The organism is Delftia sp. RIT313 (assembly GCF_000632165.1).
GTDB classification, from domain to species: Bacteria; Pseudomonadota; Gammaproteobacteria; order Burkholderiales; family Burkholderiaceae_C; genus Comamonas; species Comamonas acidovorans.
Map to the genome: position 1 here is coordinate 1 of NZ_JFYT01000084.1, position 13,796 is coordinate 13,796.

General features: G+C 65.1%; 16 protein-coding genes. 14 read left to right on the forward strand and 2 right to left on the reverse strand.

Going from position 1 to position 13,796, the window contains the following annotated elements:
* Nucleotides 1-132 precede the first annotated feature (132 nt).
* From pdxA to BW39_RS24810, 8 genes are all read left to right on the forward strand, one after another.
* The gene (pdxA, locus tag BW39_RS24780; protein ID WP_052155423.1) at nt 133-1,845 is read left to right on the forward strand and encodes a 4-hydroxythreonine-4-phosphate dehydrogenase PdxA; all 1,713 of its coding nucleotides are present in this window, start codon (nt 133-135) and stop codon (nt 1,843-1,845) included.
* A 440-nt stretch (nt 1,846-2,285) separates the two neighbouring features.
* Nucleotides 2,286-2,480: a hypothetical protein gene (locus tag BW39_RS31380; RefSeq protein ID WP_152547319.1), complete on the forward strand. Its 195-nt coding sequence runs from the start codon at nt 2,286-2,288 to the stop codon at nt 2,478-2,480.
* A gap of 511 nt (nt 2,481-2,991) precedes the next feature.
* Entirely contained in the window at nt 2,992-5,172 is a 2,181-nt protein-coding gene (locus tag BW39_RS24785) for an SdrD B-like domain-containing protein (protein ID WP_235264282.1), read from the forward strand.
* A 73-nt stretch (nt 5,173-5,245) separates the two neighbouring features.
* Nucleotides 5,246-5,857, forward strand: coding sequence for a hypothetical protein (locus tag BW39_RS24790; RefSeq protein WP_043824806.1), 612 nt, complete (start codon nt 5,246-5,248; stop codon nt 5,855-5,857).
* Nucleotides 5,857-6,477, forward strand: coding sequence for a hypothetical protein (locus tag BW39_RS24795; protein WP_043824807.1), 621 nt, complete (start codon nt 5,857-5,859; stop codon nt 6,475-6,477). The genes BW39_RS24790 and BW39_RS24795 overlap by 1 nt, the downstream gene beginning before the upstream one ends.
* Complete coding sequence (locus tag BW39_RS24800; RefSeq protein WP_043824808.1) at nt 6,474-6,959, forward strand: hypothetical protein; 486 nt, start codon at nt 6,474-6,476, stop codon at nt 6,957-6,959. Before BW39_RS24795 ends, BW39_RS24800 begins: the two co-directional genes overlap by 4 nt.
* Nucleotides 6,956-7,762: a hypothetical protein gene (locus BW39_RS24805; RefSeq protein WP_043824809.1), complete on the forward strand. Its 807-nt coding sequence runs from the start codon at nt 6,956-6,958 to the stop codon at nt 7,760-7,762. Before BW39_RS24800 ends, BW39_RS24805 begins: the two co-directional genes overlap by 4 nt.
* Nucleotides 7,762-8,403, forward strand: a complete 642-nt coding sequence (locus BW39_RS24810; RefSeq protein WP_043824811.1) for a hypothetical protein — start codon at nt 7,762-7,764, stop codon at nt 8,401-8,403. Before BW39_RS24805 ends, BW39_RS24810 begins: the two co-directional genes overlap by 1 nt.
* A gap of 42 nt (nt 8,404-8,445) precedes the next feature.
* Here BW39_RS24810 and BW39_RS24815 read toward each other — a convergent pair whose 3' ends face one another.
* Entirely contained in the window at nt 8,446-8,796 is a 351-nt protein-coding gene (locus tag BW39_RS24815; protein ID WP_043824812.1) for a DUF1304 domain-containing protein, read from the reverse strand.
* A 100-nt stretch (nt 8,797-8,896) separates the two neighbouring features.
* Nucleotides 8,897-9,274: a hypothetical protein gene (locus BW39_RS24820; protein WP_012203897.1), complete on the reverse strand. Its 378-nt coding sequence runs from the start codon at nt 9,272-9,274 to the stop codon at nt 8,897-8,899.
* Between the two features lie 403 nt (nt 9,275-9,677).
* On the opposite strand from BW39_RS24820, the gene BW39_RS24825 reads away from it, so the two are divergent.
* From BW39_RS24825 to BW39_RS24850, 6 genes are all read left to right on the forward strand, one after another.
* Nucleotides 9,678-10,034, forward strand: a complete 357-nt coding sequence (locus tag BW39_RS24825; protein ID WP_013803850.1) for a PRC-barrel domain-containing protein — start codon at nt 9,678-9,680, stop codon at nt 10,032-10,034.
* Nucleotides 10,035-10,163: 129 nt separating this feature from the next.
* Nucleotides 10,164-10,514 carry a four-helix bundle copper-binding protein gene (locus BW39_RS24830; RefSeq protein ID WP_013803851.1) on the forward strand — a complete coding sequence of 117 codons (351 nt, stop codon included), beginning with the start codon at nt 10,164-10,166 and terminating at the stop codon, nt 10,512-10,514.
* 151 nt (nt 10,515-10,665) lie between these two features.
* Entirely contained in the window at nt 10,666-11,025 is a 360-nt protein-coding gene (locus BW39_RS24835; RefSeq protein WP_012203894.1) for a hypothetical protein, read from the forward strand.
* A gap of 134 nt (nt 11,026-11,159) precedes the next feature.
* On the forward strand, nt 11,160-11,441 hold the full coding sequence (locus BW39_RS24840) for an H-NS histone family protein (protein ID WP_012203893.1): 282 nt from the start codon (nt 11,160-11,162) through the stop codon (nt 11,439-11,441).
* Between the two features lie 265 nt (nt 11,442-11,706).
* On the forward strand, nt 11,707-12,708 hold the full coding sequence (locus tag BW39_RS24845) for a hypothetical protein (protein WP_152547320.1): 1,002 nt from the start codon (nt 11,707-11,709) through the stop codon (nt 12,706-12,708).
* Between the two features lie 23 nt (nt 12,709-12,731).
* Nucleotides 12,732-13,751 (forward strand): hypothetical protein, encoded by a 1,020-nt coding sequence (locus tag BW39_RS24850; RefSeq protein WP_052155425.1) that lies wholly within the window; start codon nt 12,732-12,734, stop codon nt 13,749-13,751.
* Nucleotides 13,752-13,796: the final 45 nt, after the last annotated feature.

Below are 13,796 nucleotides of genomic sequence, written 5' to 3' on the forward strand. Positions count from 1 at the left end.
AATCGGACACATCGAAAAACGGGAGTGGGGAGAGATTTCAGTTGACTTTTGATCAACTGAATACTGAATCCATATCGATTTTCTGCAGTGCGATTTTCATGCAAAGTACCTCCATCAATTGAGCTTTCAGCAATGACCATGAACGAAGCCCCCGCCATCGCCCCTGCACCCCTGGCCATCACCATGGGCGATCCCGTGGGCATAGGCCCCGAGATCATCGTCAAGCTGGCCATGGACCCCGCCCGGCCCCGTGCGCCTTTTTTCGTCATCGGCGACACGGGGCGGCTGCAGCGGGCAGCCGACATGCTGGGGGTTCACCCGCGCATCCACGCCATCGATGCGCCGGCCCAGGTTCCCGCCACCGTGCCACCCGCCGCCGTCTTCGTGCTCCAGACCGGGGACCGGCTGCCCGAGGACCTGGCCTGGGGACGCATCGATGCGCGCGCCGGGGCCGCCTGCCATGCCTACATACAGCGCGGCATCGACCTGGCCCTGGCCGGCGAAGTCGCAGGCCTGGTGACCGCCCCCATCCACAAGGAGGCGCTGCGCGCCGCGGGCTGCCCCCACCCCGGCCATACCGAGATGCTGGCCGAGCGCTCGGGCACGCGCGACTTCGCCATGATGCTCGCCAATGACGAGTTGCGGGTGCTGCTGGTCTCCATCCACGTGCCGCTGCAGCAGGCCATTGCCGCAGTCACGCCGGACAACGAACTGCGTGCCATCCGCCTTGCGCACCGGGCCTGCCGGGCGTTCGGCATCGCCCGGCCCCGTGTGGCCGTGGCGGGACTCAATCCGCACGCCGGCGAGAACGGGCTGTTCGGGGATGAGGACCGCTCGGTGATCATCCCCGCCATTGCGGCCGCACGGGCCGAAGGCATAGACGCCAACGGCCCCTGGCCGGGCGACACGGTCTTCATGCGGGCACGCCGGGGCGAGTTCGACGTGGTGGTCGCCCAATACCATGACCAGGGGCTGATTCCCGTGAAGTACCTGGGCGTCGAGCAGGGCGTGAACATTACCGTGGGCCTGCCCTTCGTGCGCACCTCGGTGGACCACGGCACGGCCTTCGACATCGCCGGCACGGGCCGTGCGGACCATGCCAGCCTGGCCTGCGCGCTGCGCCAAGCGGCGGCCATGGTGCAGGCGGGCCGCTCCGGCGCCAGCGGGCAGGCGCAGCGCCCGGACTTCATCTTCATGCTCACGCAGCAGGACAAGACCATTGCCGATGCGCGCGAGCGGCTGCGCGAAGTGCTGGCCCAGGGCGTGCGCCATGTGGGCTTCAAGGACATAGGCCTGCCCCTGCCCCAGCTGCGCGAGCTGGCCCGGGACATCCGCGCAGGCGGTGCCAGGGTCTATCTGGAAGTCGTCAGCCTGGACGAGGCCAGCGAGGTGGCTTCGGCCCGCGCGGCGGTCGAGCTCGGTGTGGACGTTCTCATGGGCGGCACGCGCCCCGAGGCGGTGCTGCCCGTGCTGCGCGGCAGCGGCATTGCCTACTATCCGTTTCCCGGCAGGATCAGCGGGCATCCGAGCGTGCTTTCAGGGCCGGCCGAGGACATCGTGGCCAGCGCGCGCCGCATCGCGGGGCTGGAGGGCGTTCATGGCCTGGACCTGCTGGCCTACCGTTTCCGGGGCGACGTGCCGGCCCTGATCAAGGCGGTCTGCGATGCGGTGGACAAGCCCGTGGTCGTGGCCGGCTCCATTGATCGCAGCGAACGCATCGCGGCCGTGCTTGCCAGCGGTGCCGCGGGTTTCACGGTAGGCACCGCCGCCTTCGAGGAGACTTTTCCAGCCGCGCGGCCCGGGCTGGCGGCGCAGTTGCAGGCCATACAGGCGCTGGTGGACTGATAGCGGGCCGGCCATCGCGCGCACCTCCCGCACCTCCCGCACCTCAGACAACGCACGCAACTCTCGCACCTCCCTTATCTGCCACGCCTCCCGCACATTCCGCGCGCCGGTGTCATGGGCCAGCAACTGGCGCCGCTCGGCTTCGGCCAGGCGGTGGGTCTTCAGCCGCTGGACCACATGGAACTGGCGCTTCTTGGCCATGAGGGACGCGCCGCCTGCAAAGCCTTCCATGCGGCTTGCCGCCTTGCCATGCTGCGGGGCATTCCAGGGGTACAGGCCTGCCACCAGGGTCACAACGACAGCCAACACCATGACCACGAGCGCCCTCCAGGGTGCCCGGGGTCTGCGTTGGCCTTGCCTGTGATGCGCCTGAGAGTTCATGAAGACAGGGCAAATGATTGCGGCAGCTTGCATTGGTGCAGGTGCTTTAGCCTGCATCAATGAACCTGGCCGGATACCAGTCCAAAAACCAATCAGAACCCGGCGCACTTCAGTTGCGCCATTCCTTGATTCTCCAGCAGCCGGAATCTGATGAGAACCCTCGTTTTCCAACAGATGCATTGCCTGAATACGGAGATAACGCCCAGCAGCCTCTATTGCCGCATGAAAAACAAATGATTCATTGCTATCAATAGAAAACCTGAAACCCATCCATGGGCAAAACGCAAAGCCTGCCAACTGCCCTCTGGGCACTGCCAGCCAGGCACCGCAGCGCCACAGATGAACATCGAATGGCATCACCCTTTCCCCTACCATCCGGCAGCGTGTCGTCCTACTGAATAAACCATGCCATTTAGGGAACGATGATATTCACCCTGAATACCTCTCATTCGGCACACCATTGACAACGGCCGGTCTTTGAAGTGCAGCGCCGGTATTTGCAGGGCCCAATCGATGGCTGCACGCATTCAGCCATTTTCCGCAGTTTTGTGATCAGTTGTTTTGGCCAGATGGCTTGGCATCCGATGAATAAAGCAGGGATCTTGGTTGATGATTCGAACGCTGCCGCGGACCGTTGCCGGCCCCGCTGGAGTCTGGTCGCGCCTGCCGCTCGCGTGCCTTGGATGGAGCCTGGCAGCCGCTCCCGTCTTTCTGTGCGGCGCACAGGCGCAAACACCTTCTTCGGCGGCCGTTGCCGGTACCTCCATGGCTGAGGCACGCATCGAATCCCTGGACCGCGACCAGGCCGAGCAGGCCCGGCTCAAGGCACTCTCCGAAGGGGCCGCCCCTGCCTACCAGGACCGTTTCATGGATCCGGACGAGATCGCACAGTCCGCCGCCGCCGAGCCCGAAGCCGAGCAGCCCGAGGGCTTTCGCGCCTGGGTGGTGGAAAGCCGCCTGGGCCTGGGCGAATCCCGCACCACCGGCCATGGCCGCCAGCGCGCCACAGAAATCGGCCAGCGCCTCGAATACCGCCGCGAGACACTGAACTACGGCGAGTTCACCCTGCAGGCCGAAGGCCGGCACCTGAGCGGCGACAACTTTGGCAATGGACTGGGTATGGGCGGCTTGAGTATTGGCGGCCTGGGCTATGCCCGGCAAGCCACGAGCGAGCGCTTCACGCTGCGCAACCTTGGCTTTCCGCTGACCACGCAGACCTTCGCCGACACGGCCGTGGGCGACCTCTACAGCGAGCTGACCGATGGCCTGGCGCGCAACTACCGGCTGTCGCTGGGCTCGACCACGGTGCGCGGCGCCTCGGCGCGCATCTTCCGCCCGGACCTGGACCTGCGCGCGGGCTACGGCCAGCGCGGCCTTCTCACGGGAGGGCCCTACCCCGGGTTCGAGAAAAACCAGGGCACGCTGGGCTGGCTGGGCGCCACCGTGCGGCTGGACGGCCCCTGGTTTGCCGCCTTCCAGCTGGACCAGGCCGACGATATTCCCGCCTACTACAGTCCCAGGCACTACCCCGGCGATGACACGCAATACGACCCCGGCTCCGCCCTGGGCCTGGGCAGCAAGCGCGTGACCAGCTGGGCCGCCTCGCTGGGCTACGGGCGCGGCGTGCTGCGCGATGGCGACTTCAGGCTCCGCACCACGCTGCTGGGCAGCCGTACCAGCGCGCCACTGTTTTCTCCAGCGGCAGGCACCGCCGGCACGGAGGGCCGCAGCGCCCAGGGCCTGTTCATCGAGGCCAGTGCGCGCGCGGGCGCCTACCGCCATGAATTCGGCCTGCATGCAGCCCAGCCCCAGCTGCACTTTGGCGACTACGCGCTGTCCAGCGCGGCGCGCGGCGCCTATTGGCGCGTGGACCGCCATGTCACCCGCCTGAGCTGGGGCATGGGGCTGGACTACGAACGCACGCCGCAAACCACGGCGCAGGATGCAGGCTTTCAACTGTCGGGCTACCGCCGCCTGGGAGCGAATGGCAATGCCCAATACCAGTTCGACCGGCACACGGCCGTGGGCGGCAGCTTCAGCGCCTACCAGACGCGCAACGATGCGGGCACCGCAGGCGGCGGCCAATCGCGCAGCCTTTATGGCAGCGCGTTCTACCAGACCCGCTTTTTCGACTGGCCGCGCAGCCGCTTCATGCTGACCGTGCGGCGCAACGAGCTCATCGTGCTGGGCGACTCCTCCGCCACGGGCCAGGAGGTGCAGTGGGAGCAGGACTGGGCCGGTGCACGCCAGGCAACGCTGCGGTCCGAGCTCACCACCACGCTGGGCTATGCGCGCGACCGCAGCGGCGGCATGTCGCGCAACTATCCAACGGCCGGGCTGCAATGGCGCTACTGGCTGGAAAGCGGGCTGCAGCTGGCCGGCAACCTGCGCTACACCTCGCAAAGCGGCAGCCTCTACACCAGCCGGGGCCTGTCGGGCTCGCTGTCGGCCGAGAAGGAACTGGGCCGGGGCTGGCGCATGGGCGTCATGGCGCACTTCAACCAGGCCCGATCCTCTCTGCTGCCTACGCCCTCTTCCCTGCCCAACCTCTACCGCAGCGACGAGAAGACTGCCTATGTCTACCTGCGCTGGGAAGGCAGCGCGGGCACGGCCTATGCGGCCGCAGGCGCACCCGGTGAAGGCGTGGGCGGCGGCAGCCTGTCCGGCCGCGTGTTCTACGACGCCAACCGCGACGGCGAACAGCAGGCGGGCGAGGTGGGCGTGGCCGGCGTCGAGGTGGTGCTTGACGGCCGCTACCGCACGGTGACCGACCGCGATGGCCAGTTCGAATTCCCGGTGGTGCCCACGGGCCACCACCGGCTGTCGCTCACCCAGGAAAGCGTGCCGCTGCCCTGGGGCGCCTCCGGCGACAACACCAGCAGCGTGCACGTGCCGCTGCGCGGCCAGGCCTCGGCGTCGATTGCCGTGGTCAAGGTGGGCGAGTGAGTGAATGAGTGAATGAATGACCGATTAAGGCGCAAAGGCTTCCCAGGCAACCCGTTCCATCCAAGGAGATTCCATGAAACGAACACCCATCGCCCAACGCCTGCTGGCCGCATCGCTCGGCGGCCTCGGCCTGGCCCTGACCACGTTGCCTGCCATGGCCGAGAGCCAGTACGGATCGGGCACCGGAACCATCACGGCCCAGGCCAAGGTCAACCTCAGCGTGACCGTGCCCAAGCTCATCTTGCTGCGCGTGGGCTCGACCAATACCACGGTGGACACGGTGACCTGGACCTCGACGCTGAGCATCCCAGGCGTACCCACCACGCCGCTGGCCTCGGTCAACAACACCAACGTGGACTGGAACGGCGCCGCGCCCACCGTCGCCACCGCCTCGGCTGCCGCCACGCTCACGGTCTATGCCTGGACCAATGCCGGCGCCGGCACCATCAACTGCGCGGTCGGCGCCTGGAATGCCACGGGCGGCCCCGCCAACGCGGACTTCACCGTCACGACCACCGGCAACCTGCCCCACCCCGGGCCCAATCTGGGTGCCTGCGCATCCACCTCGTTCCCCTCCAACGTGGTTGCGACGGGAACCTGGGCGTATGCGCTGGGCGGTACGCCGGCCAGCTGGGCTGCCAATACCTATACCAACGTCATCACGTATACGGCCCAGGGCATCTGATGGACAAGGCATTGCCTCGCCTGCTGGCCGCAGCGGCCCTCTGCGTTGTGCAGCCGCCCGCGCAGGCCGTGTTCACCATCGTGACCGACACAGACCTGCTCAACTACAGCCTGACACTGCGCGTGGGCACGACCGGGGCAACCGTGGACACCGTGGCCTTCAGCGTGACGGGAGCCAACGCCGGCCTCACGCCCGTGGCCGTGAAGGGCACGCCCAGCATCAGTGTCTCGGTGTCTCCCACACGTCCGGCGCTGGGCACCGCCGTGGCCCGGCCAGTCACCCTGGTCGTCGATTCATCCACCGCACTTTCCTGCCAGTCGGGTGGCTGCGGCAGCGCGACCATTCCGTTCAGCAAGATCAGTTGGGTGGCATCGAACAACGGCAATGCTGCGTCCGGCGACATACAGAACGGGCGCTTCACCGCCAGCGCCGGCCAGTCCATCGCCAGCTACAACGCCAACGCATCCGTCTGTTCTGGCGCGCTGTGCCCGGTCGCTGGCTGGACCGTCCAGTCACGGCAACTGACCGGCACCGTGCTGCAGTTCACCTACGACAACGACGTGGTCTACCCGGGCGGCAACTACAAGGGCACCGTGCGCTTCACGGCATCGATGGTATGAGGCGGTTGGCCTGGCCGCTCCTGTGCATGGCGCTGGCCTGGGCCACGGCCCTCGCGGCGCATGCCGAAGTGGCGCGGCTGGACGACTCGGCCTCGCCCCGGTCCCAGGTGCGCAGCGACTTCGCCCGGGCCAGGGTCGTCGGCGAGCGGCTGCTGGAGCTGCCCATGGGACGCATCGAATACCGGCTGGCCACGGCGCCCCATGTCGGCCGCACGGCGCGCATCTTCTATGTGATTCCCGCCCTGGTCACGGGCCTGCGCTCGCCTGCGGGCATGCAGGTGCAGTGGCGCGGCAATGGCGTCTTTGCGGGCGGCACGGGCCGGCCCGGCGACCGGATCCAGGTCTGGAACGGCGTGGTCCGCACGCCCTGGATGGCCGAGGTTTTCGACCTCACGCTGCACATCGACCCCGCCGAGCTGCGCCTGACCCGGGGCTCGGCACTGAGCTTCGAGTCCTACTTCGAGATCGAGACCCTGCCATGAAAGCCCCTCCCATCGCCGTTTCACTGGCCCTGCTGATCGCCTGCAGCGGCGCCGCCGCCGCACCGTTCGAGCTGGCCGTGGCGCCCTCGCGTTTCGAGCTGTCGGCCAAGCCGGGTGCGCGCACGGGCCAATCGCTGGACATCCACAACCTGGCCTCGGCACCCACCGAGGTGGCCATGCGCACCATCGACTGGACCTATTCCGACACGGGCGACATCACCTACCACGACGAACTGCTGCCCGGCAGTTGCCGGCCCTGGGTGCTGCTGGAGCGGCGCAGCGTCACGATTGCAGGCCGCAGCAAGAAGGCCTTCCGCTTCCAGGTGGAGCCGCCTGCCGATGCGCCGCGCGGCGAATGCCGCTTCATGATCGCCATCGAAGGCGTGGAGCCCGCGCAGCAGACCGTCATACGCAGCGGCGGCGCCAGCCTGAGCCTGCCTGTCACGGGCCGCATCGCGGTGGCCGTCTACGTGACGCTGGGAGGTGCTGCGCCCCAGCTGGACATTCGCCAGCTTTCCATGGCCGAAGACGGCAAGACGCGCCGCGCCCTGGTCACCGTCAGCAACACCGGCGATGCCCATGGCCGGCTGGAAGGCAGCCTGGACGCCGTGGACAACAAGGGCCGCCGCTTCGAACTGGTGCCGGAAGGCACGCCCATACTGCCCGGCCAGACACGCACGCTGGCCCTCATGCCCAAGGGCGAAGACGGCCAGCCCGCCCCGCAGCCCGCGTATCCGGTCAAGGCCAAGGGCAGCCTGGACTGGGAAAAAGGCAGCTTCAAGATCGATGTGGAACTGAAGTGATGGCAACCAGGCCGATCGCGTGGCTGGCCCTGTCCATGGCGCTGGGCGGCCTGGGCCACACCGTGCATGCGGCGTCCAGCACCACAGGCCCCAGCCTGCTGGTGCCGCTGAGCACCTCGGTGAACCTGGACTTCACCATCGCCATCGACAAGTTCATCTTCTTTCGCATAGGCGACGGCACCTGGCCCACGCCCGGCGGCACGACCAGCAGCGTGGCCTTTGTGCTCGCCCCGTCCATCCCTGGCGTGCCCACCACGCCCGTGGCGGGCAGCAACACCTCGGTGAACTGGAGCGGCGCGGCCCCCAGCTTCAGCATCACGCCCAGCGGCAATGTGCTGCCGGTGGAGGTGCGCAGCAACGCAGGCCAGGTCACGCTGCGCGCCACCGCCACCACGGCGCTGGCCAGCGGGGCCAATACCATCCCGCTGTCGGAGATCACCATCGCCACCAGCGACAGCAACCTGCCCGCGCCGCTGATACCCAATACGGGAACGGGCGCAGCGGTCAACGTGGTGGCCACCGCCTTTGCGGGGCTGGTCACCCAGCGCACGGCGAACTGGACCCTGTCCTATGCCAACCTGGCCTCCCGCAGGGCAGGCACCTACACCGGGCAGGTCACCTTCACGGCCAGCTCGCCCTGAGCGCTTTGGGAGCTTTGGGCGCTCTGGGCGCTCTGGGCGCGCTCAAAGGCCCAGGTACAGCGCAATCAGCGACACAGCAGCCGGCACGGCCTGCACCCAGAGGATCTTGCGGCTGGCCGTGGCGGCGCCATACACGCCGGCCACCAGCACGCAGAACAGGAAGAAGTATTTGAAGCCCAGGCCATCGGCCCCCTGCGCCAGCCCCCAGATCAGCCCGGCGGCGAGAAAGCCGTTGTACAGGCCCTGGTTGGCGGCCAGTGTCCTGGTTTGCTGGGCAAATTCGGGCGTCAGGCCAAACGCGCGGCGTCCGGCCGGCTTGTCCCAGAGAAACATCTCCAGCACGAGGATGTAGACATGGATTGCGGCGACGATGCCGATGAGTACGTTGGCCATCTGGGGTGGGAAGAAAGTGGACAGGCCTCTGTATACGGGATGCACCCACACCCGTCCATGGCCGCTGCGCTACACAGGGCCTGCCACCACCCCTTGCCTGTCACCCGGAAGACTTGCTGCCGGGGTGCGACGGTTTTTCCGCGCCCTGCGCAGGCGCCACGGCGCCAGCGGCCGCACCGCCCAGCGCACCGGCCACGCTGCCTACCGTGCCGCCGACCACCACGCCCACCGGGCCGGCAATCGCAGCACCCGCCGCAGCGCCTGCAGCGGCTCCGGCCAGCACGCCGCCGCCGATGAATACCGAGCGCGACTCGCGCTCTGCATCCTCGGGCGACAGTTCGAACTGCGCAGACGCATCGGGGTCCTGCGAAGGAACACCGTGGCCGGGGCGTGCCTGCTCGGCAAGGTCTTCATCCTCGGGGGCATCCGTGGACACCGGCTGGATGGGCTGGATGGATGGCTTGTTGCTTGCATTCATGGGGCTCTCCTTCGGGGCATGCCACACGCATGCGGGACTGCCTGCGCTTCATTGCCCTGTGGTTTTTGTTGTACGCCTCGCCCTGCCGCGCCGCAGCCGGCCCAGGCTGCTGCCCCGCGTCAGCCAAGGCCCGCAGCCCCGCCGACCTTGACTACAGGGGCTCGTAGGAACTGGCCTCCGCCGCCCAAGGCACCTCCTACGCCCGTCGCGGCGGCCCGACTACCCGGTGCCCGCAGATGCCGTCCTAAGCTAGAACCCAGAAGCACACAGGCTTCGACTTCGCCAGGCGATGCACAGGTTTTCTTGACAGGCCGGCTACCGCGCCCCATTCAAAGCCGCATCGCTCAGCCGCCAGACGCACCGCGCTGGCGGGTCAGCACAAACCCACTCACTGGAGAACGTCATGGTCACACCCAACACCGCATCGAGCGTCATTTCTTCCGAAACCGTCAGCGGCACCAATGTCTACAACCCGGCAGGCGACAAGCTGGGGACCATAGACACGCTGATGATCGACAAGCTGTCCGGCAAGGTGCGCTACGCCGTCATGGAGTTCGGCGGCTTCCTGGGCATCGGCACGGATCGCTATCCGCTGCCATGGGAATCCCTCAAGTACGAGCCCAACATGAATGGCTACGTGGTGTCGCTGACGCGCGAGCAACTGGACAACGCTCCACGCTACGAGCGCGATACGGCTCCGGCATACACCGATGAATATGGCCGCCGCGTGAACGATTACTACGGCGTGCCCTACCTGTAAATCCCGACCCTTGCGGTCTTTGACACAGCCCCGTTCGCGGGGCGTTTTCTTTGGTGCGGATAGCTGCCAGCGAATGGCCAAGGAAGAACGCCCTGTGCAACTTCACTCCCTCATTCCTGGAGAACTGCCATGAATACCACCCCACCTGCCATCGACTACAAGGCCTGCATGGACGCCTGCCAGGCCTGCGTCATTGCCTGCAATACCTGCGCCGCCGCCTGCCTGAAGGAGTCAGACGTCCAGATGATGGCCGCCTGCATTGCCCAGGACCTGGAATGCGCGCAGATCTGTGAACTGGCCGTGGCCGCAATGGCGCGCCAGAGCCCGCATGCGCCGGACATCTGCCGCCTGTGCGCCCAGATCTGCCAGGCCTGCGCCGACGAATGCAGCAAGCATTCCCACGACCATTGCCAGACCTGCGCGGCAGCCTGCCAGCAATGCGCCATGTCGTGCAATCTCATGGGCATGCAGTCGCACTGACACGGCTGGCATGGGCCATGACAGCCGCCCTGGCAGAAATCCTGCAAACACGCAGGAAAAAACGCCACTGGCGCTGTCGCCAAACGCCGCGCCTTCGCGGAACCGGGCCTGCCTACACTTTGATGCATATCCAGGCACACAGGAGGCAGACATGGCACTCGAAATCAGCGCAGAGGAACGGTTCTTCACCCTGCTGAACCAGTTGAAGCACATGCCTCCCTGCTCATCCCGCCAGGAGGCACACGACATGCTGTTGCTGCTCTGGATGCGCATCTGCGAAGGCGCTGGCGCTCGCCGGGAATTGCTCAACCGCATGCGGCAACGCACGCTGTGCGCAGAACATGGCTGGAAAAACCTCGACAAAAGCCCTTGCCATCTAGATTCGGACACCCTGCCAGGCATCCGCATCTATCTGCACTCCAACGGCACCATCGTCATTCAAAGACAGGGGGGAGCGCAGGATTCCGAAATCCTGCACTTCAGCGCCAGGCGCGAATTTGCCGAGGCCTAGGCCCGGTCCGCGCACAGCGCCTGGGGGCAGGCGGAGCAGAGGCTAGGTGCAAACACCAACGATGTCCCACATGCGACATGGGCCCTGTCTCCATAGAATGCGTCATTGTGTAGCACACTATCCATGAGGAATACATGACAGCAGATTACAAAACCCTCCTCCAGCAGAAGGCCGAGCTTGAGGCAAAAATCGCCGCCACTCTGAAGGCGGAAAAAGGCGGAGTCATCGCCAAGGTCCGCGAACTCGTCGAGCAGTTCGGTCTGACCCAGGATGACATCTTCAGCACCGGCAAGGCCAAGTCCGCCAGCATTGGCGTGGCCAAATACCGCGACCCCGCCAGCGGAGCCACCTGGACCGGCCGGGGCAAACCGCCGCGCTGGATTGAAGGCAAGGACCGCAAGGCCCTCGAGATCTGAGCACGGCCCGCCAACGCGGGCCTTTTTTATGGCCGCAACTGCCTGCTGCGTCAGCACAGGCTGCAGTTGCACTACCATCATTGCGTTGTTCTGCAAAGGCAACAGAGCCTTGAGCAACTCACAGGGCCTTTGGCAAAGACGCTCCCCTGCCAGGAGTCTGCGCCGCAAGCCAAGATGCCTTTGCGCAGCACATCTGATCTCATGCAAATCGGCCCACGCCGCGCAGCTTCAGCGATCACTATTCATACTGCATCGAAAAGACATCATGCTTGATGGATCAAAAACACTGGTGATGATTGCTTTCTTTTGGATGACCATGGTCCATGGTGCATCAGGGCAAAACATCCAATCACCGATCTTGCTTCATGAAAGAACATCACCCACTGCTTTTCCAGTCGCCATTTATCGTGGCATCAAGGTGGATGATTTCAGAAAACTGGTGATCAGTGCTTTCGAAAGCGCCCGGTTTTCCCATACGGCCATTGAAAAATCGAAGGATGGAACGGCGCAATACAAATTCTTCTATTCCGTGGCGACGGGTGGAAAAATTCAGCGCGTTGATGTGGTCCTGCGGGTGGACGAGAACCTTGACAAGAGCAAGAGATGCGCCAGTTGCTTCTTGCGGCTGACCATGATTCCCGATCTCCCCAGCCTTCAATCTTCTTCGTGGATGCTTCAGTACGATCTGAGTCGCCAGGTTTTTTCGGCCATCGATCAAGCCTATGCCAGCATTCACGATCTCGGGCGAAAATCCATGGACGAGGATTTCGGTTTCAACTATAGAAACAAGTGGCGAGGAGAAAGAAATCTATACGAAAACTCATTTGTCGGCATTGATCCATCAAGTCTGAAGACCATGATCATCGACGCATACAGCGTTGCCGGTTTCAAGCTTGCAGGCGATACAACGAAGGATTCCATCCTTTCCGAATTGACCTTCTCTTTTCCCATCGCTCCAGATCAGACCGAAGGCGTTGTCTACAAGATTTCTCTGGCAAGCCAACTCGACGCAAGCAATCGCTGCTATCCCTGTGAGATCAGTGAGGTCTATGACCCTCACCAGCGACTGCCGGCAGCGGGCCTGTCTGGCATGTCCAGCCGGCTGACGCTCGAGTCACGCTTTACCGCTGCCCGCATGCAGGCGCTTGAAAAGCTCAAGAGTGGCACCGAGCACTATTTGCGCCCGGAAACCGTTTTCACCATCCCGCCAAAGCCCGCACCGCTCGGGTCGCCCCGGCCGCAGATCCAGCCACCCATCGTCACATGACTGCCCTGCCACACGCAAACGCCATGCGTGCCGGCCTGCTGGCACGGCATCCAGGGTTCGACGGCCTGTTCATTGCCGGCACGCTGGCATTGGCCCTCGGCATGACGGCCATGGCTTCGATATCGCCTGCCATGCTGCTTGCCATCGTGCTGGTGGATACCTGGCTTTTCGCCAATCCTCATGTCATGGCCACCTTGACCCGGATCGGAGCCAGCATGGCCGATATCCGACGCCATCGCTTCCTGATCTTTGGCCTGCCCGTGATCGTGCTCGGCGGTGTGGTGGCGACCGTGCTGGCATTCGAGGTCGCCGGGCTGTTCACGCTCTATTTCTGCGCGCAGAGCTATCACGTGGCGAGGCAGTCCTTCGGCATCGCCAGGGCCTATCGGCGCTCAGGGATGCATCCCTTTCGCCAGGACAGGCTCGCCGAAGCCCTCATCTACCTCGCTGCCGCGTGGGGGCTGCTTGCCCGCTGCGCCCAGGCGCCCGAGACCTTTCTGGGCTATCCCATCCAACTGCCTGCCGTACCCGCCCAGGCGGCCAATGCGATGGGCGTTGCGGCCATCGCTTGCAGCGCCTTCTGGCTATGGCGACAGGCTCGCCTGGCTCTGACGGGAAACATCGATTGGCGTCACGATGGCTTTGTGGCCTCGCATGCATTCACCTGCTTCGTGGCCTACATCTGGATCACCGACATCACGCTCGGATGGCTCCTGATCAATCTGTGGCACAACCTGCAATACCTGCTATTCGTCTGGGTGCAGAACATCCGCCGCAAGCGACAGACACAAGCCGACAAGGCGTCGGAGACCGGCTTGTGGAAGAACGCTGCCCGGTATGGTGGTGTGTGCCTGGCACTGGGCTCAATGCTCTACCTGGCCATCGACTGGGCAGGCACACAACTGCTCTGGCTGGGGCTGCCCACTGTGCTGATAGCGCACTTCACCCTTGGTTTTCATCACTATCTGGTGGACGGGGTGATTTGGAAGCGGCGTGCTGCCTCAGCGGAGCATGGCGCACTTGTCAGGCGCGATTGCAAGTAAGCAACCGGGCAAGGCCTTCCCATTGCAGGCGGCCACCGGCACGCC

Coding starts and splice junctions, on each gene's coding strand:
- pdxA (WP_052155423.1), top strand. CDS start 133: ATGACCATGAACGAAGCCCCCGCCATCGCCCCTGCACCCCTGGCCATC.
- BW39_RS31380 (WP_152547319.1), top strand. CDS start 2,286: ATGAACCTGGCCGGATACCAGTCCAAAAACCAATCAGAACCCGGCGCA.
- BW39_RS24785 (WP_235264282.1), top strand. CDS start 2,992: ATGGCTGAGGCACGCATCGAATCCCTGGACCGCGACCAGGCCGAGCAG.
- BW39_RS24790 (WP_043824806.1), top strand. CDS start 5,246: ATGAAACGAACACCCATCGCCCAACGCCTGCTGGCCGCATCGCTCGGC.
- BW39_RS24795 (WP_043824807.1), top strand. CDS start 5,857: ATGGACAAGGCATTGCCTCGCCTGCTGGCCGCAGCGGCCCTCTGCGTT.
- BW39_RS24800 (WP_043824808.1), top strand. CDS start 6,474: ATGAGGCGGTTGGCCTGGCCGCTCCTGTGCATGGCGCTGGCCTGGGCC.
- BW39_RS24805 (WP_043824809.1), top strand. CDS start 6,956: ATGAAAGCCCCTCCCATCGCCGTTTCACTGGCCCTGCTGATCGCCTGC.
- BW39_RS24810 (WP_043824811.1), top strand. CDS start 7,762: ATGGCAACCAGGCCGATCGCGTGGCTGGCCCTGTCCATGGCGCTGGGC.
- BW39_RS24815 (WP_043824812.1), bottom strand. CDS start 8,796: ATGGCCAACGTACTCATCGGCATCGTCGCCGCAATCCATGTCTACATC.
- BW39_RS24820 (WP_012203897.1), bottom strand. CDS start 9,274: ATGAATGCAAGCAACAAGCCATCCATCCAGCCCATCCAGCCGGTGTCC.
- BW39_RS24825 (WP_013803850.1), top strand. CDS start 9,678: ATGGTCACACCCAACACCGCATCGAGCGTCATTTCTTCCGAAACCGTC.
- BW39_RS24830 (WP_013803851.1), top strand. CDS start 10,164: ATGAATACCACCCCACCTGCCATCGACTACAAGGCCTGCATGGACGCC.
- BW39_RS24835 (WP_012203894.1), top strand. CDS start 10,666: ATGGCACTCGAAATCAGCGCAGAGGAACGGTTCTTCACCCTGCTGAAC.
- BW39_RS24840 (WP_012203893.1), top strand. CDS start 11,160: ATGACAGCAGATTACAAAACCCTCCTCCAGCAGAAGGCCGAGCTTGAG.
- BW39_RS24845 (WP_152547320.1), top strand. CDS start 11,707: ATGCTTGATGGATCAAAAACACTGGTGATGATTGCTTTCTTTTGGATG.
- BW39_RS24850 (WP_052155425.1), top strand. CDS start 12,732: ATGCGTGCCGGCCTGCTGGCACGGCATCCAGGGTTCGACGGCCTGTTC.